At 68.7% G+C, this 19,519-nt stretch carries 17 protein-coding genes and 1 tRNA gene; 7 read left to right on the top strand and 11 right to left on the bottom strand.

The window, feature by feature from the left end; all coding sequences use genetic code 11:
- Window positions 1-8: 8 nt before the first annotated feature.
- From ACIOVG_RS04525 to ACIOVG_RS04535, 3 genes are read right to left on the bottom strand one after another with little or no spacing between them, the layout of a single operon-like run.
- On the bottom strand, window positions 9-1,061 hold the full coding sequence (locus ACIOVG_RS04525) for an ABC transporter permease (RefSeq protein WP_400869465.1): 1,053 nt from the start codon (window positions 1,059-1,061) through the stop codon (window positions 9-11).
- The gene (locus tag ACIOVG_RS04530; protein ID WP_400869468.1) at window positions 1,058-2,089 is read right to left on the bottom strand and encodes an ABC transporter permease; all 1,032 of its coding nucleotides are present in this window, start codon (window positions 2,087-2,089) and stop codon (window positions 1,058-1,060) included. Before ACIOVG_RS04530 ends, ACIOVG_RS04525 begins: the two co-directional genes overlap by 4 nt.
- Before the next feature lie 32 nt (window positions 2,090-2,121).
- Window positions 2,122-3,648, bottom strand: coding sequence for a sugar ABC transporter ATP-binding protein (locus ACIOVG_RS04535; protein WP_400869471.1), 1,527 nt, complete (start codon window positions 3,646-3,648; stop codon window positions 2,122-2,124).
- Between the two features lie 150 nt (window positions 3,649-3,798).
- Between ACIOVG_RS04535 and ACIOVG_RS04540 the strand changes: the two genes are divergently transcribed.
- Window positions 3,799-4,806 carry a LacI family DNA-binding transcriptional regulator gene (locus tag ACIOVG_RS04540; protein ID WP_400869474.1) on the top strand — a complete coding sequence of 336 codons (1,008 nt, stop codon included), beginning with the start codon at window positions 3,799-3,801 and terminating at the stop codon, window positions 4,804-4,806.
- A gap of 176 nt (window positions 4,807-4,982) precedes the next feature.
- Here the strand turns inward: ACIOVG_RS04540 and ACIOVG_RS04545 are convergent, their stop codons facing one another.
- Window positions 4,983-7,271 (bottom strand): glycoside hydrolase family 3 C-terminal domain-containing protein, encoded by a 2,289-nt coding sequence (locus tag ACIOVG_RS04545; protein WP_400869477.1) that lies wholly within the window; start codon window positions 7,269-7,271, stop codon window positions 4,983-4,985.
- A 94-nt stretch (window positions 7,272-7,365) separates the two neighbouring features.
- Between ACIOVG_RS04545 and ACIOVG_RS04550 the strand changes: the two genes are divergently transcribed.
- Window positions 7,366-7,962 (top strand): TetR/AcrR family transcriptional regulator, encoded by a 597-nt coding sequence (locus ACIOVG_RS04550; protein ID WP_400869480.1) that lies wholly within the window; start codon window positions 7,366-7,368, stop codon window positions 7,960-7,962.
- On the opposite strand, the gene ACIOVG_RS04555 is transcribed toward ACIOVG_RS04550, so the two are convergent.
- The 4 genes from ACIOVG_RS04555 to serS form a co-directional block, all read right to left on the bottom strand.
- Window positions 7,959-9,197: an LCP family protein gene (locus ACIOVG_RS04555; RefSeq protein WP_400869483.1), complete on the bottom strand. Its 1,239-nt coding sequence runs from the start codon at window positions 9,195-9,197 to the stop codon at window positions 7,959-7,961. The two genes, ACIOVG_RS04550 and ACIOVG_RS04555, sit on opposite strands and share 4 nt — an antisense overlap.
- A 50-nt stretch (window positions 9,198-9,247) precedes the next feature.
- Window positions 9,248-9,332, bottom strand: a tRNA-Ser gene (locus ACIOVG_RS04560).
- A 43-nt stretch (window positions 9,333-9,375) separates the two neighbouring features.
- On the bottom strand, window positions 9,376-10,197 hold the full coding sequence (locus ACIOVG_RS04565; RefSeq protein WP_400869486.1) for an HAD family hydrolase: 822 nt from the start codon (window positions 10,195-10,197) through the stop codon (window positions 9,376-9,378).
- A complete protein-coding gene (gene serS / locus ACIOVG_RS04570) occupies window positions 10,194-11,519 on the bottom strand; it encodes a serine--tRNA ligase (protein WP_400869489.1) in 1,326 nt (441 codons plus the stop codon). The genes ACIOVG_RS04565 and serS overlap by 4 nt, the downstream gene beginning before the upstream one ends.
- 136 nt (window positions 11,520-11,655) lie before the next feature.
- On the opposite strand from serS, the gene ACIOVG_RS04575 reads away from it, so the two are divergent.
- Window positions 11,656-12,036: a YybH family protein gene (locus tag ACIOVG_RS04575; RefSeq protein ID WP_400869491.1), complete on the top strand. Its 381-nt coding sequence runs from the start codon at window positions 11,656-11,658 to the stop codon at window positions 12,034-12,036.
- A gap of 33 nt (window positions 12,037-12,069) precedes the next feature.
- Here ACIOVG_RS04575 and ACIOVG_RS04580 read toward each other — a convergent pair whose 3' ends face one another.
- Entirely contained in the window at window positions 12,070-12,609 is a 540-nt protein-coding gene (locus tag ACIOVG_RS04580) for an RNA polymerase sigma factor (RefSeq protein WP_400869493.1), read from the bottom strand.
- A 70-nt stretch (window positions 12,610-12,679) separates the two neighbouring features.
- Here ACIOVG_RS04580 and ACIOVG_RS04585 point away from each other — a divergent pair, with 70 nt between their 5' ends.
- Window positions 12,680-13,678, top strand: a complete 999-nt coding sequence (locus ACIOVG_RS04585) for a diacylglycerol/lipid kinase family protein (RefSeq protein WP_400869496.1) — start codon at window positions 12,680-12,682, stop codon at window positions 13,676-13,678.
- Window positions 13,679-13,693: 15 nt separating this feature from the next.
- Here the strand turns inward: ACIOVG_RS04585 and ACIOVG_RS04590 are convergent, their stop codons facing one another.
- Complete coding sequence (locus ACIOVG_RS04590; protein WP_400869499.1) at window positions 13,694-14,425, bottom strand: hypothetical protein; 732 nt, start codon at window positions 14,423-14,425, stop codon at window positions 13,694-13,696.
- Between the two features lie 38 nt (window positions 14,426-14,463).
- The gene (locus ACIOVG_RS04595) at window positions 14,464-15,480 is read right to left on the bottom strand and encodes a LacI family DNA-binding transcriptional regulator (protein WP_400869501.1); all 1,017 of its coding nucleotides are present in this window, start codon (window positions 15,478-15,480) and stop codon (window positions 14,464-14,466) included.
- Between the two features lie 144 nt (window positions 15,481-15,624).
- On the opposite strand from ACIOVG_RS04595, the gene ACIOVG_RS04600 reads away from it, so the two are divergent.
- From ACIOVG_RS04600 to ACIOVG_RS04610, 3 genes are read left to right on the top strand one after another with little or no spacing between them, the layout of a single operon-like run.
- Window positions 15,625-17,640 (top strand): beta-galactosidase, encoded by a 2,016-nt coding sequence (locus tag ACIOVG_RS04600; protein ID WP_400869504.1) that lies wholly within the window; start codon window positions 15,625-15,627, stop codon window positions 17,638-17,640.
- Complete coding sequence (locus tag ACIOVG_RS04605) at window positions 17,637-18,563, top strand: carbohydrate ABC transporter permease (RefSeq protein WP_400869507.1); 927 nt, start codon at window positions 17,637-17,639, stop codon at window positions 18,561-18,563. The genes ACIOVG_RS04600 and ACIOVG_RS04605 overlap by 4 nt, the downstream gene beginning before the upstream one ends.
- Entirely contained in the window at window positions 18,560-19,456 is an 897-nt protein-coding gene (locus ACIOVG_RS04610; RefSeq protein ID WP_400869509.1) for a carbohydrate ABC transporter permease, read from the top strand. Before ACIOVG_RS04605 ends, ACIOVG_RS04610 begins: the two co-directional genes overlap by 4 nt.
- Window positions 19,457-19,519 lie beyond the last annotated feature (63 nt).

The raw sequence follows: 19,519 nt of genomic DNA on the forward strand, positions 1-19,519 counted from the left end.
AGGCTGCCTCATGGTGCGGGAGAGGCTGCGACGCGGGGCGGCGGACCGGCCTTCGCACGGACGCGCTGCACCCAGGCGAGGACGCTGGCTGCGACGACCGAGAAGATCAGCAGACCGCCGGTGATGATGTTGATGACGTCGGAGGTGACGCCGGCGAGGCGCAGGCTGCTGCCGAGCACCCCGATCAGGAGCACGGCGGCGACGACGCCGTGCAGGTGTCCTCGTCCGCCGAACACCGAGACCCCGCCGAGCACGACGGCGGCGATCACCTGGAGCTCGAGCCCGGTGGCGTTGTCGCCGCGGGCGCTGCCGAATCTCAGCGTGTAGAAGATGCCCGCGAACGCGGCGACCACACCCGAGAGCACGAACAGGATGAACTTCGTGCGCTCGACGTTCACGCCGGAGAAGCGCGCGGCATCCTTCGACAGACCGATCGCGAACACTCCACGCCCGAACGGGGTGAAGTGGAGCAGCACCACGAACAGCGCGAGCAGGATCAGGAACGGGATGACGATGTACGGGATCGTCGTGCCGGCGATCTTCGCCTTCGCGAGAGCCGTCCATGCCTCGGGGAAGTCGGTGACCGCCGTGGTACCGAGCAGCCCGACCGCCAGCCCGCGGAACAGCGCGAGCGTACCGATCGTGACGGCCAGCGAGGGCAGTCCGACGACGGTGACGAGGAATCCGTTGAACGCCCCTCCGACGACCCCGACCAGGAGAGCGGCGAGAGCCGCGACCTCGAAGGGAGCGCCCGACTGGGTGAGCACGCCCGTCACGACGCTGGCGAGTCCCACCATGGAGCCGACCGAGAGGTCGATCTCGCCGGTGATCATGACGAGCGTCATCGGCAACGCGATCAGCAGGATCGGTGCGACGTCGAGCAGCAGATAGTTCGCGGTGATCGGCTGCGCGAACCCGCGGATGGAGACGGCGGCGACGATCGCCACGAGCACCAGGAGCGCGATGATCGCGAACTCGCGGTTGATGAAGATGCGACGCCAGAGCGGACGGTCGTAGTCGCGGATGACGCGCGTCGACGCGGTCGTCGTTGTCGTGGTCATGATTCGTCCCTCGCCTCGATGAGCTGGCGTCTCTGTCTGACCGCGAGCACCCGGTCGAGCACGATGGCCCCGATGATGAGCACGCCCACCACGGCGCGCTGCCAGAAGTCCGGGATGCCGAGGATCGGCAGCGCACGGTTGATGGTCATCAGGAGCATCGCGCCGATGGCTGCACCCCAGACCGTTCCGACCCCGCCGGTGATCGCGATGCCGCCGATGACGGCGGCGCCGACCGCGTCGAGCTCCCAGCCACTGCCGGCCTGCGAGCTGATCGATCCGTAGCGGGCCGCGTAGAAGACGCCCGCAAGCCCGGCGAGTGCGCCGGAGAGGACGAACGCCGAGAGCACCCGGCGGGTGACCTTGAGGCCGTACAGCTCTGCGGCTGCCGGGTCGGATCCGATCGCGTAGTACTCGCGACCGCCCCGGGTGTTTCGCAGGTACCAGGCGGCGACGGCGAGCACGATCACCGCGACGATGGACAGCACGGGGATGAACGCGATCTGCTGAGTGCCGAGCCCGAGGAAGTCCTTGGGCATGTCGGAGGCGTTGATGCGGTCGCTGCCGGTCCACAGCACGTTGATGCCGCGATAGGCATACAGCGTGCCGAGGGTGATCACCATCGCCGGAACCTTCGCGAACGCGACCAGCGCGCCGTTCACGAGTCCGAGCAGGGCGCCGAGCAGCACGGCGGCGATCACCACGACCACGATCGGGATGCCGGGCACATCGACGAACAGCCGCCCCGTCAGATACGCCGTCAGGCCCATGACCGATCCGACCGAGAGGTCGACGTTGCGTGTGATGATCACGATCGCCTGACCGACCGCGACGAGCATGAGGATCGACGGCGTGAGCAGCAGGTCGCGCCAGCCGTCGGCGCTGAACAGGAAGTTCGGGTTCTTCACGGTGGCGGCGATCACGACGACCACGAGAGCGGCGAGGATGCCGAACTCGCGCGCGCGACCGATCCCGCCGGGCTTCTTCGCGAACGCCGGAGCGGCGTCCGCGGGTGCGATGGTGAGGCTCACTTCGTCTCTCTTCGTTCTCTCAGCGCGGCGCATCAGTGCTGCTCCGATGAATGAGTGGCGGCGAACATGACGTTCTCGCTGGTGGCGTCGTCGCGGGTGAGCTCGGCGGTGATGCGCCCTTCGCGCATCACGAGCACCCGGTCCGCCATGCCGAGCACCTCGGGAAGCTCGGACGAGATCATGAGGATGCCCATCCCCTCACCCGCCAGCTGCGAGAGGAGGCGGTGCACCTCGGACTTGGTGCCGACGTCGATGCCGCGGGTCGGCTCGTCGATGATCAGGACGCGGGGGTCGGTGGCGAGCCACTTGGCCAGCACGACCTTCTGCTGGTTTCCTCCGGAGAGGGTGGATGCCACGGTGTCGAGCGCGTGCGTCTTGACCTCGAGCCGGGATGCCCATTCCTTGGCCGCGCGGTTCTCGATTCCACTGGTGATCAGGCCCCACTTCGACAGACGCCGACGGATCGCGAGGGTGATGTTGCCCCCGACGCCGGCATCGATCACGAGGCCCTGCTTGCGGCGATCCTCCGGCACGAGAGCGAGCCCGCTGCGCATCGCGGCGGTGGGGTTGCGCCGCGCGACGGCGGTGCCGAGCATCCGCACCTCGCCCTCGCTGTACGGGTCGACGCCGAAGACGGCGCGGGCGACCTCGGAACGACCTGCGCCGACCAGACCGGCCAGGGCGACGATCTCGCCGGCTCGCACCGTGAACGAGATGTCATGGAAGACACCGGGGCGGTTCAGCCCGGTGACCTCGAGCAGCGGCTCGCCGATGGCTGCCTCCTGCTTGGGGAAGAGTTCGGTGACGTCGCGGCCGACCATCTGCCGCACCAGGTCCTCGACCGTGGTCTCGGCGATGGGCGTGGTGTCGATGTACGCACCGTCGCGCATGACCGTGACCGTGTCGCACAGATCGAACACCTCGTCGAAGCGGTGCGAGATGAACAGGATCGCTCTGCCTTCGTCGCGCAGGCTCCTGGCGACGGCGAACAGGCGGTCGACCTCGACGCCGCTGAGTGCGGCCGTCGGCTCGTCCATGATCAGCACGCTCGCATCGAGCGAGATGGCCTTGGCGATCTCGATGATCTGCTGGTCGGCGATCGAGAGGCCCTCCGTGATGCGGTCGGGGTCGAGCGCCACACCCAGACGACGGAAGATCCGGTCCACCTCCGTGCGCATCGCTTTGCGGTCGATGCGTCCGAGGAGGCCGGTGGGCTGACGCCCCATGAAGATGTTCTCGGTGACCGAGAGGTCGGGGAACAGCGTCGGCTCCTGGTAGATGACCGCGATGCCCGCGGCCTTCGACTGGGCGGTGCTGGTGAAGTCGACCTCCTCGCCGTGCAGGCGGAAGTCCCCCGAATCGCGGCGGTAGAGACCGGCCATGATCTTCACGAGTGTCGACTTGCCCGCGCCGTTCTCGCCGATGAGGGCGTGGATCGATCCGGGGCGGAGCGTCAGGCTGCCTGAGCGGAGCGCGACGACGGGGCCGAAGGACTTCACGACCCGGTGCAGCTCGAGCGCGGTGGGGGGAGCGCTGCGGGCGGAGGCTGCGTCTACCACTGGCTTTCCTCTCCGTTGAGGGGGATGATGATCGGAATGAACTCTATCTGAATCGATTCAAGCTCGTTTCAGGCTAGTGTATGTGATGCCGGTCTCAGGTCAAGCCCCGATGCCGAAGCGTGATCCACCCGACGACGAGAGGACAACCAGATGCCCGTCAGCATCCGTGACGTCGCCCTCCGCGCCGGTGTCTCCGTCGGCACGGTCTCGAACGTCCTGAACCGCCCCGACGAGGTCTCCAGCGACTCGGTGGAGCGGGTGAGCCAGGCCATCGACGAGCTCGGCTACGTGCGCAACGACGCCGCGCGCAAGCTTCGCGCCGGCGTCAGCACCACCGTCGGCTTCGTGGTGCTCGACGGCCAGAACCCCTTCTACAACGACGTGGTGCGCGGCGCGGAGGACGAGGCGTCCAGCCACGGCATCGCGATCCTCTACGGCAACACCGACGATGATCCGTCGCGCGAGAAGGTGTATCTCGATCTCTTCCGCGAACAGCAGGTGCGCGGACTTCTCATCGCCCCCTACGGCGACGTCATGACGCAGCTGCGCCGCTTCCGGGCGAGCGGGATCGCCACGGTGCTGGTCGATCGGTTCAGCGCCGACAGCGGCTTCTCGTCCGTCTCCGTCGACAGCGTCGCGGGCGGACGTCTCGCAGTGGAGCATCTGATCGAGGGCGGCAGAAGGCGTATCGCCTTCGTCGGCGGCCCGTTCGACATGCGCCAGGTCACCGACCGCCTCGCCGGTGCTCGCGCCGCGGCCGAGAACGCCACGGTGCATGTGGAGCTCGAAGTGGTGCCGACCTCGGCGATGACCGTCGAAGAGGGAGTCATCGCCGGCACCAGGCTGCTCACGCGCCCGCGTCGCGAGTGGCCGGATGCCCTCTTCGCCGCGAACGACCTGCTGGCGCTGGGACTCCTGCAGTCGCTGGTCTCGGGAGGACGCGTGCTGGTTCCCGACGAGATCGCCCTCATCGGCTTCGACGACAACCCGTTCGCCGCGGCCGCAGCCGTGCCTCTGTCATCCATCCGCCAGCCGAGCCGGATGATCGGACGCACCGCGCTGCGGATCGTGCTGGAAGAGGCCGCCGATCCCGACAGCATCCCCCGCCAGACGGTGTTCCCGCCCGAGCTCGTCGTCCGCCGCTCGACCGCCGGCTGAGCCCGTCACCCGCCGCGCGCCCGCCGTCCGCCGCGCGCCGAGACCCCTCACCGCCGCCGAGACCCACCACGACCGACGCTCGGCGTGATGGGTCTCGGCGCTCGCGGGAGTCTCGGCGAGCCGGCGCGGAACAGGGCCGGCGCGGCACTGACCCGGGACCGGGGCCGGAACCAGGGCTACTGGGCGGGCGCGACCCCCGCGTTCGCGGCGGCGATCAGCTGCTCGACCTGCTCGTAGGTGACCTCGACACCCGGGAATCCGACGAGGCGTCCGATCGGGAACGACGCCATCATCTTCTGCATCGCGTCGTCGTCCGGCATCATGGACGCCGCCGACGAGTCCGCCCCGCTGAGCTCGCTCATGAAGCCGCCGAGCGCGCCCATCACGATGGGGCCGGCGACCGGGTGGGCGACCACATCACCGACCGAGGAGTTCATGGTCAGGTCCTGCTGCACCTCGTCACCGGCGACCTCGACCGAGACGGACGAGCGGATGTCACGGCTCGACGCGGCCACCTCGACCGTGTACGCGCCGCCCTCGACGACCCAGCGGTCCACGCGCACGTCCCAGTACGCCAGGTCTTCGCGGCGCACGACCAGCTCGACCGTACGGGTCTCGCCCGCAGCGAGCGCGACCGACGAGAACGCCTTGAGCTCGCGCGGGGCGCGCTGCACGATCGACTGTTCGGGGGCGACGTACACCTGCACGACCTCGCGGCCATCGCGGTCTCCGGTGTTGCTCAGGTCGAACGACACGACGATGTCGCCATCCGCGGCGACCGATGCGGTGGCTGCGCCGTACTCGAAAGTCGTGTACGAGAGTCCGTGGCCGAACGGGTACGTGACGGCGAGGCCCTTGGCGTCGTACCAGCGGTAGCCGACGAGCAGCCCCTCGCCGTAGCGGACGTGCCCGAACTCACCGGGGAAGTTGCCGAAGGAGGGGTTGTCCTCCAGGCGCACCGGAACGGTCTCGGTCAACTTGCCCGAGGGGTTCACCTCGCCGTAGAGCACGTCGGCGACCGCTCCGCCGCCGGCCTGACCGAGCAGCCAGGTCTCGACGATCGCGGGCACCCGGTCGGCGAACGGCAGTGCGACGACGCCGCCGTTGGAGAGCACGACCACGGTGCGCGGGTTGGCCGCGATCACGGCGTCGAGCAGTGCCAGCTGGTCGGCGGGCAGATCGATGTGGTCGCGGTCGAAGCCCTCGGATTCCTCGGCGGCAGGCAGTCCGAGCATGACGACGGCGACATCGGCGGCAGCTGCCACGGCCACGGCCTCCTCGCGCAGGTCGTCGGCGCTGCGTCCGGATGCCGCGACGGCACCTCCGGCGACCGCGAAGCCCGCGGCGTACGTGACGTTGTCGCCACCGACCGCGCGCAGCTCGTCGAGTGCGGCATCCACCTTCGTCGGGTTGATGAGTGAGGAGCCGGCGCCCTGGAACCGCGGCTCGGTCGCGAACGCCCCGATCACGGCCACCTTCTGCGTGGCGGACAGCGGGAGCACTCCCCCGTCGTTCTTCAGCAGCACGATCGAGCGGCCGGCCGCCTCACGGGCCAGGGCGTGGTGCGCGTCCACGTCGAGAGGTCCGGACACGGCCGGGCGCTCGCCCGCCTTGCGCACCAGGTCGATCGCCCGAGCGGCGGCGGTGTCGAGAACGCTCTCGGCGAGGGTCCCGGCACGCACGGCATCCACCAGCTGGGCGTCGGTCCGCCCGCCGGATGCCGGCATCTCCAGGTCGAGGCCGGCGGCGACGCCCGTGACGCGGTCGTTCACGGCGCCCCAGTCCGAGACGACGAGACCGTCGAAGCCCCAGTCGTCGCGCAGCACGCTGGTGAGCAGCCACGGGTCCTCCGAGGTCCACACCCCGTTGAGCTTGTTGTACGAGCACATCACCGTCCACGGGGATGCCTCCTTCACGACGCGCTCGAAGCCGCGCAGGTAGATCTCGCGCAGCGGACGCGGGTCGACGTCGGAGCTCGCGCGCATGCGGTCGAACTCCTGGTTGTTCGCCGCGAAGTGCTTGAGCGACGTACCCACGCCCTGCGACTGCACTCCGCGCACGGAGGCGGCTCCGAGCACGCCCGAGACGAGGGGATCCTCCGAGAAGTACTCGAAGTTACGGCCGCACAGCGGCGAGCGCTTGATGTTGATGCCAGGGCCGAGCACCACGGCGACATCCTCGATCGCCGCCTCCACGCCGATCGCTGCGCCGACGCGCGCGATGATCTCGGGGTCGAACGAAGAGCCGATACCCACGGCCGGGGGGAAGCAGGTGGCGGGGACGCTGCTGGCGAGCCCGAGGTGGTCGGTGCCACCGGCCTGCTTGCGCAGGCCGTGCGGGCCGTCGGTCATCATGACCGACGGGATGCCCGCCCGCTCGACGGCCTTGGTGGTCCAGAAGTCAGCGCCGCTGGTGAGCGACGCCTTCTCCTCGAGGGTCAGATCGGATGCCGAGATGTCGGTCATGGTGGTCCTTTCGCGGACGACGGCGGTGTCTCTGCGAAAACTATATGTCCTTCAGTATTAGATTTCAAACGGTGTTCAGGATTAGTCTCGAGGCATGGCACGACGTGGCTCATATGCGAAAGGCGTCGCTCGACGCGAGGAGATCCTCGAGAGCGCCCTCGACGTGATCGGACGCAAGGGATACCAGAACGCCTCCCTCAAGGAGATCGCCGAGGTCGTCGGCGTGACCCCTGCTGCGCTGCTGCATTACTTCGGCTCGAAGGAGGAGCTCTTCACCGAGGTGCTGCGCAAGCGCGACGAGCACGACGGGCTGGACCCCGCGTTCCTCGATCCCGACGCGGCGCGAGCCGGTTTCATCGATGTGATCCGGCACAACACGCAGGTCCCCGGACTCGTGGCTCTCTTCTCACGCCTCTCGGTCGACGCGGCCGACCCCGCTCACCCGGCTCACCAGTACTTCCTCGACCGCAGCGAGCGCCTGCGCGAGACCGTCGTGGAGAGCTTCGGTCCCGGCGGTCAGGGGCGGCCCGTGCTCGACCCCGACACACTCGCCCGCGTCATCCAGGCGGCATCCGATGGTCTGCAGCTGCAGTGGATGATCGACCCCACGATCGACATGCCCGCGATCATGGAGGCGCTGATCGACGCCCTGTACCCGGCGGCGTCTCCGGCCGACCGACCGGCGATCTAGCGGACGTTACCGTTCGAGCAGGTCTGCTGGGCGGCCGAGTTGCCCTTGATCGTGTCAGGCAACGCCACGACGTTCTCCGGGGTGGCCGTGGGGTCCGGCGTCACCTCTTCGGTCGGGGCCGCGGGCTCCTCGACGACCACGCCGTCGTTGCTGGTGTTCTCGTGCGTGATCTGTAGCTGGGCGTTGGCCTCGATCGCGTCCCAGAGCGCCGTGGCCGCTTCGGTGTTCGGCACGACCTTGTTCGGGTCGGCGTAGTCCGCACCGGTCGGGTACTGCACGAAGACGATGTCCTCGAACGGCACCTCCTTGACCGCGAGGGCGATCTGCACGATCGTCATCGGGTTGTTGGCGAGCGAGGTGCTCGCCTCGAGGTTGCTCAGCGCGGTGTTGGCCAGCTTCAGCATGACGGGCACGTTGCCGAGCACTTCGCCGCTGATGAGCTTGCGCGACAGGCTCGACATGTACTGCTGCTGGTTGCCGATGCGGCCGAGGTCGCTGCCGTCGCCGACACCGTGACGCGTGCGCAGGAACTGCAGCGCCTGCAGCCCTTCCACCGTGTGGGTACCGGCCGACATGTCGAGACCCGTGTAGCGGTCCCTGATCGGGTTCGCCAGGCACACGTCGACGCCGCCGATCGCGTTGGTGATCTCGATCACGCCGCCGAACGTGACGGATGCCGCGAACTGCACCTCCTGGCCGCTGAGCTGCGAGATGGTCTGCACGACGCAGTTGAGACCGCCGTCGCTGTATGCCACGTTGAGCGGCTGCTTGCTCATCGCCGAGTGGACGTTGCCCTCGTCGTCGGTGCACTCCGGGATCGGGATCATGAGGTCTCGGGGGAAGCTGACAACGGTGATCCGGCGCGGCTCCTCCGAGACGTGCACCAGCAGGTTCACATCGTTGAGCGAGCCCTCGGAGTCGCTGCCGCTGCACCGCTCGCCGAAGAGCGACGCATACTTCTCCTCGCAGGTGTCGACGCCGGCGAGGACCATGTTGAAGCCACCCTCGTACTCGCCGATGTTCGGCGGCACGGCTTCCTGCCCGTCGAGGTCGACGGCGTTCGCTGCGACCGTGCTCGAGAAGTCGTAGGCGATGTATGCCGCCACGCCGACACCACTGACGAGGACCACGGCGAGGCCGATCGCGATGAACTTGAGCAGCTGGCTGACCGGTCCGGGGGTGCGGAGCTGGCCGTGCCGTGCGATGGTGCGACGGCGTCGGGTGGATTCGCTCACTCGGGGCCTTTCGGATCAGCGTGCGGTGCGGAGTCACCGTGCTCGGAATGCGGAGGGTGTGGGATTCGAACCCACGAGACATCTCTGCCCACTGGTTTTCAAGACCAGCTCCATCGGCCGCTCGGACAACCCTCCTCGACAGACGCATCTGTCGACAAGGCGTGAGTCTAGCCGAGTTCTATTCTCCCGCGCGCACCTGAGCGGGTGCTGGAAGCGTGTCCAGGGCCACTGCCAGGCCTCCATCGGCGACATCGCCGGTGACCTCGGTGGCGGCATCCTTCACCACATCGGGCGCCTGGCCCATGGCCACCGCACGTCCGCCCCGCGCACGCGCCCAGCCGAACATGCCGATGTCGTTGCGTCCGTCACCGGCGACAAGCACCCGCTCCTCGGAAAGGCCGAGCTCGGCACGCACCTGCTCCAGCGCCGTACCCTTGTCGACGCCCTGCGGGGCGATGTCGAGCCACGCCGTCCAGCCGATCGCGTATGAGACCTCGTTGAGGCCGGCGTCTGCCACCAGCCGGTGGAAGTCCTCCTCGTCGTGCCCTGGTGAGACGACCACGACGCGCGACACGGGCTCCGCGGCGAGCTCGTCGAAACTCACCCGGCGGCCGCCGTCGAGCGTCCAGTCGTCGAGCTGCTCGGTGTACAGCCGCTGTCCCGAAGCGAGCTCCACCATATAGCGGGCCTCGGGAAGGCGGTCGCGCAGCAGAGCGAGCACCGGCGACGGGTCGAAGGTCTCGACGTTCCAGCGCTCCCACTCGTCACCCACGCGCCGCATCGTGACCGCACCGTTGGAGCACACGACGTACTCCGCGGTCAGCCCGAGCTCCTCGACGTAGCGCCGGGTCGCCATCCAGCTGCGACCGGTGGCGATCGTCACCTCGTGTCCGGCATCCCGCACGCGGGCGACGGCCTCGGGCACGCCGGGGCTCATCGTCTCATCCTGCAGCAGGATCGTGCCGTCGACATCGAGTCCGACCAGCCAGGTGGCCGTCATTTGGAGCCCTGCGCCGGGCGTCGGGTCGGCTCGATCACTTCGAGCCCGCCGAGGTACGGACGCAGCACCTCGGGCACCCGCACGGAACCGTCCGCCTGCTGGTGAGTCTCGAGCAGGGCGACGATCCAGCGTGTGGTGGCCAGCGTGCCGTTGAGCGTGGCCACCGGCTGGGTCTTCGCCTCGCGGGGCGCGGTCGCTGCGTCCGTCGGGGCGTCGACGACGGGGCGGAACCGCACGTCGAGTCGGCGCGCCTGGTAGGTCGTGCAGTTCGACGTCGAGGTGAGCTCGCGGAACGCGCCCTGGGTCGGGACCCATGCCTCGATGTCGTACTTGCGCGCGGCGCTGGATCCCAGGTCGCCTGCAGCCACATCGATCACGCGGTAGGCGAGCCCGAGCGAGGTCAGCATCTCCTCCTGCAGCGCGACGAGCCGGAGGTGCTCCGCCTCGGCGTCTGCGGGGTCGATGTAGACGAACATCTCCAGCTTGTTGAACTGGTGCACGCGGATGATGCCGCGGGTGTCCTTGCCATGCGACCCCGCCTCGCGGCGGTAGCAGGTCGACCAGCCGGCGTAGCGCAGGGCTCCATCGGACAGGTCGATGATCTCGTCCTTGTGGTAGCCGGCGAGCGCGACCTCGCTGGTGCCGACCAGGTACAGGTCGTCGCCCTTGTCGAGGTGGTAGACCTCATCGGCGTGCTCGCCGAGGAACCCGGTCCCCTGCATGATCTCCGGGCGCACGAGCGTGGGCGTGATCAGCGGGACGAACCCGTTCTGCAGCGCCTTGTCGAGCGCGAGGTTCATGAGGGCGATCTCGAGACGCGCGCCGATGCCTCGGAGGAAGTAGAAGCGGGCGCCGGAGACCTTCGCTCCGCGCTCCATGTCGATCGCGCCGAGGATCTCCCCCAGCTCGAGGTGATCGCGAGGCTCGAAGTCGAACGTCGGCGTCTCGCCGACGCGGCGCAGCTCGACGAAGTCCGCCTCTCCACCGGCCGGGACGCCGTCGATGACCACGTTCTCGATGCGGCCGAGCGCCGCCGCCGCCTCGTCCGCCGCCGCACCGGCCGCCTGCTGGGCGAGCTTGACGCGCTCGGCGAGGTCCTTCACCTGCGCGACGAGCGCGGCCTTCTCCTCTTTCGGAGCCTTGGCGACCTGCTTGCCGAAGGCGTTCTGCTCGGCCCGCAGCTCCTCGAAGGCGGCGAGCGCCGCGCGGCGCGATCGATCGGCCTCGAGTGCGACGTCGACGGTGCCCTGGTCGTTGCCACGGGCTGCCTGTGAACGGCGGACGATCTCCGGGTGTTCGCGGAGGAGTGCGAGGTCGATCATCCATCGATTCTACGGTGCCAGCCTGTGGCCGATCCCCGGCCCGAGCGCCCCGCGGCACCGGATGTCACACCTTCGTCGCGGCGTCGTCTTTCTCCTCAGCGGTCGTCATCCCGCCGACCCGCATGAAAGGACGCACATGAGCACTCCCGTCACCTCCCTGGACCAGCTGAACCTGGCTTTCGCCGACCGGTTCAACGCCCGCGACCTCGATGGGCTGATGGCACTGAACGCCCCCGCCGTCGTCTTCGTCCCCGCTCCGGGGCAGCCCGTCATGGGCGACGATGCCGTGCGCGGCGCGCTCGAGCAGTTCCTCGGCCTGAACCTGCCGATCGTGATGACCGTCCGCCACGTGTTCGAGAGCGACGGCGTGGGCCTCGCTGTCGCCGACTGGACGATCGACGGCACCGCGCCCGACGGATCGCCGATCGCGCTCGCGGGCACGACCGCCGACGTCGCGGTGCACGATGAGACGCACGGATGGCGCTACGCGATCGACAACCCCTTCGGCACCGCGTGACCTGCAGGGAGGCCGTCCGCCGGTCGGTCTCCCTCAGCCCGCTTCCATCCCCGTCTTCCGGCAGGCCGACATCGCCTTGCGTGCGCGGGAGATGCGCTGCCGCGCGGCTGCCGGTTCGATGCCCAGCCGATCCGCCACCTCGGTGGTCGACAATCCGTCGACCACCGTCAGCAGCAGCGGGGTGCGCAGCGATTCCGGCAGAGCGCGCAGCGCCGACAGGGCACCGTCGAGCAGCACTCTGATCTCGACGACCCCGGCCACGCTCCCGGGGTCGGGTGCCGCCTCATCGAGCACGGCCTCCGGATGCCGCGCCCGGTGTCGCGCGAGGTCGATGGCGACGTTGCGCGCGATCGTGTCGAGCCACGAGCACAGGCGTCCCGGCTCGGGCATCTCGAGGTGCTCGATCGAGCGCCATGCCCGCATCAGCGCGGTCTGAGCCGCATCGTCGGCGTCGTCCACGGGCACCCCGAGCGAGATGCTGCGGCGCCGAAGCCGCTGCGGCTCGTCGGTGATCATCGTCGAGAGCAGCGCGCGCCCCTGATCCGCGTCCGCGTGCGGTGTCCGCTCGTCCATCTGCCTCTCCTCCTGCCGCGCCCGGCCGACCGTGAACGGGTGGGGCCGGGTGCGGGTTTAGAGTAGCGCCATGACGAAGCGCGCTTCCGCTCGACGCCAGGCGGCGCTCGTCTACAACCCCATCAAGGTCGACGAGAAGCAGCTGCGGGCGACCGTGCGGGATCTGAGCCGCGAGGCCGGGTGGGAGCATCCCGCGTTCTACACGACCACGATCGAGGATGCCGGGCAGGCCGCCACCGCCGAAGCACTCGCCCGCGGGGTGGATGTCGTCCTCGTCGCGGGCGGCGACGGCACGGTGCGCGCGGTGTCCGAGGCCATCGCGAACACCGGGGTCCCGCTGGCGATCCTGCCCAGCGGCACGGGCAACCTCCTCGCCCGCAACCTCGGCCTGCCCCTCGCCGACCCCGCGGAGATGATCCGCGCGGCGCTCGGGGACTATCGACTCCCCATCGACATCGGCTGGGCGCGGATCACCCGTGAAGACGGCAGCGAGTCCGAGCACGCCTTCGTGGTGCTCGCCGGCATCGGCCTGGATGCCGACATGATCGCGAACACCCGGTCGGATCTGAAGAAGTCGGTCGGCTGGATCGCATACGTCGACGGCGCTGCGCGGTCGTTGGCCGGCGCGAAGCCCTTCCGCGCGGTCTACCAGATCGATGAAGGGCGCCTGCACAGCACGAAGGTGCACAGCATCCTGTTCGCGAACTGCGGCACGCTCCCGGCGGGCATCGCGCTGATCCCCGACGGATCGATCACCGACGGCACGCTCGACATCGCCGTCATCCAGCCGACCGGTGTGCTCGGCTGGCTGGGCGTGTGGCGCAAGATCTGGTGGGACAACTCAGTGCTGCGCCGGTTCCGGGCCGGCCGCCGCGTGCTGGAGCGCCGCGGGAAGGACGCTTCGGTGCACTACTTCCGCGGCCTCGCCGCCGAGGCCGCTGCGTCGACGCCGATCCCCATCGAACTCGACGGCGATGAGTTCGGCGAGGCCGGGCGCATCACGTGCCGCGTAGACCCTGGCGCGCTCCTGCTGGCGCTCCCGGCCGGGCACCGGATCATCTCGTTCTGACCCGCGCGACGCGGGTCAGCTGACCTTGACGTCGCCCTCGAGTCCACCGCCGACGAGCGTGAGCGTGAAGCCGTCGTCGTCGATCTGGTCGTCGCCGAAGCTGATGATCGTGGCGCGCGGAGCCATGTCCATGGTGCAGGCCTTGGTGTCGTCGGTCGCGAACGTGACCGTGCCCGTGCTGCCGGAGCCTTCCAGCGACTCGACCACCGGAGGGCACGACGACGATCCCCAGGTCAGCAGCACGAGGTTGCTGTCGTCGACCCATCCGGCCGACGGCGTGTACTCGGTCGATGATCCGGGCGTGCCGGCGAAGGCGGCGTTGCCGTCCAGATCCACATCCTCGACCAGATCCCCGTAGGTGACCTGCAGCGTGACGTCCGACGTCGGGTCGACGCCCTCGGGCAGCGCGCCCACGCTCGCCCGCGGGGCCATGTCGGCGGTGCACGCCTTCTCGGCGCCGTCGTCGCCCTCCGGCTCGACCAGCGTCACGCTCACGTTCTGACCGGATCCGGTGACCTCGTCGACCTGCGGCACGCACGTCGACGAGCCCCACGTGACGACGGCGAACATGCGCCCGTCGTCGAGCATCGTGCCCTCGATGTCGTTCGCATCGTCGTTGCTGTCAGCGCTCGGCGCCGGGGAGCTGGTCGGGGTCTGAGAGCCGGGACCGGCGGTGCAGCCGGCGACGAGCAGCGCCGCCGCGAAGACACCGGCGACGGATGAGAGGACACGCAGCGGGGAGGTCATGCCACCAGGGTACTGGCGGGGTCTCCTCGGCGCATCCTTCAGGCGGACTCGCGCCACACCACGGCGCACTCCAGGATCCTGCTCTCCGTCGAGGGCGTCTCCCCGCGCAGTTGCGCGAGCACGGATTCGGCGGCGGCACGGCCGAGCTCGTTCGCCGACTGCCTCATGGTGGACAGCGGCGGGTCGCAGCGCAGCGCCCACGAGCTGTCGTCGAACCCGACGATCCCCACATCCTCGGGGATGCGCTTGCCTGCGGCCTGGAGCACGTCCATGGCCCCCGCCGCGACCGCATCGCTCGCGGCGAAGACGCCGTCGATGTCGGGGCAGGTCTCCAGCAGCGCGCGCATGCCGGCCTGCCCGTCGGCGTAGGAGTACAGCGGAACGCGCTGCACGAGGCGAGGATCGAAGTCGTTGCCCCTGGCGTCGACGAAACCGGCCAGACGGTCCGCGCCCGAGTCGCGATCCAGTGCGGCCGCGATCATCCCGATGCGCTGCCGTCCGGTGGCCGCGAGTCGGCGGGTGATCTCACGCGCGGCTCCTCTGTTGTCGATCGCGACATAGGCCGCGTCGCCGATGTCGTGCGGATGACCGACGAACGTCGCGGGAAGGTCGAGCTGCGCGATCGCCTTGGTGATCGGATCCCCCTCGCGGGCGGACACGACGATGACCCCGTCGATCAGGCCGCCGGTGAGGTAGCGGGCGAGCCGCTCGATGTCACGAGCCGAATCGGCGATGAGGAAGGAGAGCTGGTAGTCGGCCTCGGACAGCGCCGCATTGGCGCCCAGCAGGATCGCCCCGATGTTGGGATCTTCGATGAAGAGCGAGTGCGGCTCGTGCACGATCAGACCGATCGCCTGCGTGCGCTGCATCACCAGACTCCTGGCCGCGCGGTTCGGTACGAAACCGACTTTCGCGATGGCCGCCTCGATCGCCGCGCGGGCCTCGCTCGACACGTAGGGCTGACCGTTGAGCACACGACTGACCGTGCCGCGGGACACTCCCGCCTCGGTCGCCACGTCCTTGACCGTCGCCCGGTGCCTGCGCTCGTTGCTCATCACGACTCATCGTATGTGCACGCGCACACTCGGAGGTTGTTGTTGACACCGCGGAGTGGGGATGTTTAGTCTGTACACGTTCACAGAGTCTCAGCGCCGAGAATTAGCGCTCCGAGCTGTGCACGTTCACAGATCGAGGAGCGCATGACCACCCCCGCACGGCCCTTCACCCACGACGGCATCGCCTTCGGCTGCGACTACAACCCGGAGCAGTGGACTCCCGAGGTGTGGGATGAGGACATCGCCCTGATGCGGGAGATCGGCGTCGACCTGGTCGCGATCAACATCTTCGGATGGGCACACATCGAGCCCCGCGCCGGCGAGTACGACTTCTCCCGCCTCGACGACATCATCGCGCGGCTGCACGCCGGTGGTATCCGGGTCAACCTGGGAACCGGCACCGCCTCTCCCCCGGCCTGGCTCACCACCGCGCACCCCGAGATCCTGCCCATGGTCGAAGACGGCACACGGCGCTACCCCGGCGGGCGTCAGGCGTTCTGCCCCAGCTCGGCGATCTTCCGCACCGCAGCGCTCGCGCTGGTCGAGCAGGTGGCCCGCCGCTACGGCGACCACCCCGCCGTGGAGCTGTGGCACGTGTCGAACGAGCTCGGATGCCACAACGCCCTCTGCTACTGCGACGAGAGCGCCGCAGCCTTCCGCCTCTGGCTGCGCGAGCGGTATCAGGACATCGACGCCCTCAACGCGGCGTGGGGCACCTCGTTCTGGAGCCAGACGTACCGCGAGTGGTCGGAGATCCTTCCCCCGCGCGCCACCCTGTCGCTGCGCAACCCCGGGCAGACGCTGGACTTCCACCGCTTCAGCTCGGACCAGTTGATCGACTACTACCGGGCAGAGGCCGAGGTCATCCGCCCGCTCAGCCCGCGACCGATCACGACCAATTTCATGGTCACCACGCACATCGAGAACCTCGACTACTGGTCCTGGGCCGATGACATGGACATCGTGGCGAACGACCACTACCTCGACCACCGCCTCGCCGACCCCACGTCCGAGCTCGCCTTCAACGCCGATCTCACGCGCGGGCTCGCCCAGGGCGCACCGTGGCTGCTGATGGAGCACTCCACCGGTGCCGTGAACTGGCAGCCGCTCAACCTGCCCAAGGGCGATGGCGAACTGCTGCGCAACTCCCTCACCCACGTGGCCCGCGGCGCGGACGGCATCTGCTTCTTCCAGTGGCGCGCCTCGGTGCAGGGCAGCGAGAAGTTCCACTCCGCGATGCTCCCGCATGCCGGTACCGACACCGCCGTGTGGCGTGAGGTGTCGGAGCTCGGCGCCACGCTGGGACGCCTGTCAGAGGTGACCGGCTCGCGCGTCGAGGCGCACGCGGCGATCGTCTTCTCCTGGGAGTCCTGGTGGGCGACCGACGCGGACGCCCGCCCCAGCCACTCGATCGGCTACCTGGATCAGATGCACGCCGCCTACACGGCGTTGCACGACCTCGGCATCACGGTCGACATCGTGCGCCCCGGCAGCGACCTCGACGGCTACCGGCTGGTGGTCGTGCCAGGTCTGCACCTCGTACGCACGGAGGAGGCCGCCGTGATCACGGACTGGATCGCCGCGGGCGGAACCGCCCTGGTCACGTTCTACAGCGGCACGGTCGACGAGCAGGATCGCATCTTCACCGGCGGCTACACCGGCCCCTTCCGCGACGCCCTCGGCGTGCGCATCGAGGAGTTCGCCCCGGTCGCCGCGGGCACGGTCGTGCACCTGAGCGACGGCTCGGACGCGCGCCTGTGGTCGGAGCGGGGACGCGCGACCACCGCCGAGGTCGTGGCCTCGTTCACCGGAGGCGCCGCCGACGGCTCCCCCGCGATCGCGCGCAACAGCTGGGGCGGGGGGACCGCCTGGTACCTCGCCACTCTCCCCGCCGCAGACGCCTACCGCGACCTGATGGCGCGCATCGTCACCGAGGTCGGCCTCACGCCACCGGCATCCGTCATCGGCGAACTCGGCGCGCTCGAGCTCGTGCGCCGCCGCAGTGCGGACCAGTCCTATCTGTTCATCGTCAACCACGGTGCCGCGGAGGTGACCGTCGACGCCACCGGCCTCGACCTCGTCACCGAGACCGCGATGGACGGGCACGTCGTCGTGCCGGCCGGAGCCGTGCGCATCATTCGAGAGGAGTCGATCGCATGACCGCCACACAGCTGCTCGTCACCGAGTCGGGGAGGGGGCGAAAGCAACAAGGTCGTCGATTCACCCCGCACAAGGGCGCGATCACGTTCTTCGCCGGCCCGTTCGGCGTGCTGTTCCTGCTCTTCTATCTGATCCCGATCGGTTACGCGATCTATCAGTCGCTGCTGGTCGTCGAGCGCGAGGGCACCTATGGCGAGCCCCAGCAGGTGTTCGGCGGGCTCACGCAGTATGCCAACGTCTTCGCGAACGCCCCGTTCTGGGAATCCGTGGGCCGCGTGCTGTTGTTCGGCGTCGTCCAGGTACCCGTGATGCTCGGACTCGCCCTGCTGTTCGCCCTGCTGCTGGACTCCCCCGTGCTGAAGGGCAAGAAGTTCTTCCGCCTCGCCTTCTTCGCACCGTACGCGGTGCCCGGTGTGATCGCCGCGATCATGTGGGGGTTCCTCTACTCCCCCAACCTGTCGCCGTTCACCGACGTGACCCGCTCGATCGACTTCCTCTCCCCGGAGATGGTGCTGTGGTCGATCGCGAACGTCGTCACCTGGGTCTTCGTCGGCTACAACATGCTGATCATCTACTCCGCGCTGCTGGCGATCCCCGCCGAGGTCTACGAGGCGGCGCGGCTCGACGGCGCCGGCCAGATCCGCATCGCCTGGTCCATCAAGATCCCGATGGTCGCCCCCGCCCTCGTCCTCACCACGGTGTTCTCGATCATCGGAACCTTCCAGCTCCTCGCCGAACCCCAGGTCTTCCGGTCGTTCAGCGCTGCCGTGTCGAGCACCTTCACGCCGAACATGACCATCTACGCCACCAACTCGATCCCGAACACGAACCTCGCGGCCGCCTTCTCCGTCGTGCTGGCGCTGGCGACGTTCGTCCTGTCGTTCACGTTCCTGAAGATCTCCCAGCGGAAGGCTGAGCAATGAGCATGCTGACTCTGAAGCGCGGCGCGACCGCCGACGATCTGAGCCCACGCGGGCCTCGCGAGAGCCTCATCTCCCGCGGCGCCGCGATGCTGATCATGGGTGTGTTCACCCTCTACTTCCTCACCCCGATCTGGTGGCTCTTCATCGCGTCCACCAAGGACCGCGGCGATCTGCTCACCACGGCTCCGCTCTGGTTCGCGGACTGGAACCTGCTCGAGAACATCGGCGACCTCTTCACCTACGACGGCGGCATCTATCTGCGCTGGATCCTCAACAGCATCGGTTACGCCGGTCTCGGCGCCCTGCTCGCGACGGTGTTCGCCGGCATGTGCGGCTATGCGCTGGCGAAGTACACGTTCCCCGGACGCGAGCTGTTCTTCAACGTGGTGCTGGGCGGCGTCCTGGTGCCGGCCACGGCACTCGCGCTGCCGCTGTTCCTGCTGTTCAGCCAGGTCAACCTCACGAACACGTTCTGGGCGGTGCTGCTGCCGAGCATCGTGAGTCCGTTCGGCGTGTACCTGACGCGCATCTTCGCCTCGGCGTCGGTACCTGACGAGCTGATCGAGGCGGGCCGTCTGGACGGCGCCGGTGAGGTGCGCACGTTCTTCACGATCTCGGTCCGACTGATGACCCCTGCGCTGATCACCGTGTTCCTGTTCCAGTTCGTCACCATCTGGAACAACTTCTTCCTGCCGCTGATCATGCTGCGCAGCCAGGAGCTGTTCCCCATCACGTACGGGCTGTTCGCGTGGAACACGCAGCTCAACCAGATCCCCGAGCTGCGCACCTACGTGCTCGTCGGGTCGTTCCTGTCGATCATCCCGCTGATCATCGCGTTCCTGATGCTCCAGCGGTTCTGGCAGAGCGGCCTCGGCAACGGCTCCGTGAAGTGACCTCCGCCGCCGGGCCCCGGCGGTCTCCCTGTACACCCGAAACACCCACCGAAAGAGGAAGAT

Source organism: Microbacterium sp. NPDC087591 (genome assembly GCF_044743625.1).
In the GTDB taxonomy this organism is placed as follows: domain Bacteria; phylum Actinomycetota; class Actinomycetes; order Actinomycetales; family Microbacteriaceae; genus Microbacterium.

Coding starts and splice junctions, on each gene's coding strand:
- ACIOVG_RS04580 (WP_400869493.1), bottom strand. CDS start 12,609: ATGGACGAGCGGACACCGCACGCGGACGCGGATCAGGGGCGCGCGCTG.
- ACIOVG_RS04575 (WP_400869491.1), top strand. CDS start 11,656: ATGAGCACTCCCGTCACCTCCCTGGACCAGCTGAACCTGGCTTTCGCC.
- ACIOVG_RS04590 (WP_400869499.1), bottom strand. CDS start 14,425: ATGACCTCCCCGCTGCGTGTCCTCTCATCCGTCGCCGGTGTCTTCGCG.
- ACIOVG_RS04585 (WP_400869496.1), top strand. CDS start 12,680: ATGACGAAGCGCGCTTCCGCTCGACGCCAGGCGGCGCTCGTCTACAAC.
- ACIOVG_RS04610 (WP_400869509.1), top strand. CDS start 18,560: ATGAGCATGCTGACTCTGAAGCGCGGCGCGACCGCCGACGATCTGAGC.
- ACIOVG_RS04525 (WP_400869465.1), bottom strand. CDS start 1,061: ATGACCACGACAACGACGACCGCGTCGACGCGCGTCATCCGCGACTAC.
- ACIOVG_RS04600 (WP_400869504.1), top strand. CDS start 15,625: ATGACCACCCCCGCACGGCCCTTCACCCACGACGGCATCGCCTTCGGC.
- ACIOVG_RS04565 (WP_400869486.1), bottom strand. CDS start 10,197: ATGACGGCCACCTGGCTGGTCGGACTCGATGTCGACGGCACGATCCTG.
- serS (WP_400869489.1), bottom strand. CDS start 11,519: ATGATCGACCTCGCACTCCTCCGCGAACACCCGGAGATCGTCCGCCGT.
- ACIOVG_RS04545 (WP_400869477.1), bottom strand. CDS start 7,271: ATGACCGACATCTCGGCATCCGATCTGACCCTCGAGGAGAAGGCGTCG.
- ACIOVG_RS04605 (WP_400869507.1), top strand. CDS start 17,637: ATGACCGCCACACAGCTGCTCGTCACCGAGTCGGGGAGGGGGCGAAAG.
- ACIOVG_RS04540 (WP_400869474.1), top strand. CDS start 3,799: ATGCCCGTCAGCATCCGTGACGTCGCCCTCCGCGCCGGTGTCTCCGTC.
- ACIOVG_RS04550 (WP_400869480.1), top strand. CDS start 7,366: ATGGCACGACGTGGCTCATATGCGAAAGGCGTCGCTCGACGCGAGGAG.
- ACIOVG_RS04595 (WP_400869501.1), bottom strand. CDS start 15,480: ATGAGCAACGAGCGCAGGCACCGGGCGACGGTCAAGGACGTGGCGACC.